The sequence below is a fragment of the Bartonella sp. TT119HLJHH genome (assembly GCF_042193385.1).
Lineage (GTDB): Bacteria > Pseudomonadota > Alphaproteobacteria > Rhizobiales > Rhizobiaceae > Bartonella.
The window spans coordinates 1-617 of sequence record NZ_JBHILS010000136.1 but is presented as its reverse complement, the minus strand read 5'-3'; the positions used below and the strand labels follow the sequence as shown (position 1 = coordinate 617).

General features: G+C 43.1%; 1 protein-coding gene. It reads right to left on the bottom strand.

Features of this window, described 5'->3' with window-relative positions:
- Positions 1-617 (bottom strand): hypothetical protein (locus ACFIJL_RS09795; RefSeq protein WP_375624540.1); only part of this gene is annotated, 617 nt, incomplete at both ends.

Here is a 617-nt window from a genome sequence, read left to right as displayed (position 1 = left end):
CTGATAGCCAAGATTTTGCGCTATTCTATAAATCTCTTCTGCCGGATTGAGATCTCTTTGTGCACAAGTCGCTACAATTGTACGCAATTCATTCCTTATGATCTCAGAAATTGTGTTTGGATCTGCATACTCAGGATAAAGTGACGACCAAGAACTCAATTCCTTCGCACGCTTCTCATAAAGAAAATTTGCCGCATCACCAAAATCACTGGATTTATTTTGAAACGACTTAACAGAATTGTTGAAAAACTGACCAAGACGTATATCATGCTGCTGCTGTTCCTCAGCTTGTCTTAGCGCTTCTTTCTGTTCCCTAATATACGCATCTTGCTTTTGAATCTTATCTAGCATCCACGCCACTAAACGAACAGGGTCCTCACGTAGGTCTGGGGGTGCATTTTCACCTTCAACCATTGGCGTCTGGGATTGGGGTTCATAAAGCTTGACAAGCGCTTCACGAGCTTGTTTAGCTTGTTGCTCCATACGCTGCTGTTCTATGCTAGGAACAATCTCTGAAGGCTTTTCAACGGACTGCACAATCGGCTCTGGAGAGGTGACATCATCATTATCAATCGTTTCACCATCATAAGTGCCGGCATCAAAAGAGCTCTCATCAT